The 389-nt window shown below is 45.0% G+C and carries 1 protein-coding gene; it reads right to left on the reverse strand.

The window, feature by feature from the left end; all coding sequences use genetic code 11:
- Positions 1 to 389 (reverse strand): helix-turn-helix domain-containing protein (locus BIV59_RS20620; protein WP_139194433.1); only part of this gene is annotated, 389 nt, incomplete at both ends.

Genomic DNA, 389 nt, shown 5'->3' on the forward strand with positions numbered 1-389 from the left:
AGTTGGTTACGATGGCGTTTCTGGAACCTTCGGGCAGCTACTCCCGTCTGGGAATAGAGTCGCATTTGTCGTGTGCTGTAACCTTTTTCTGTGAGCTTTTCCTGGAGCGTAGATCTTTTAATTTGCCCTGATTCAGCTAAACCTTCCCATTCAAGAATTTGTATAATTTGAGCTACGCTCCGGCTTGGTACTTCCTTACGAAGAAGTATCGCCTGTTCCAATAGATGATGAGGGATGGCTTCTGACTTTCGAGTAGCTTTTCTCCTATGTGGCTTCAATCCCCCAAAACCATATTCCCGGAATTGAGCCAGATATCGTCTGATGGTTCTTTCTGAAAGACCGTTGGCCTTCGCTATTTGATCTCTTAACTCTTTTACTTTTCCAGCGTC

Origin of the sequence: Bacillus sp. MUM 13 (assembly GCF_001866725.1) — a bacterium.
Taxonomy (GTDB): domain Bacteria; phylum Bacillota; class Bacilli; order Bacillales; family DSM-1321; genus Peribacillus.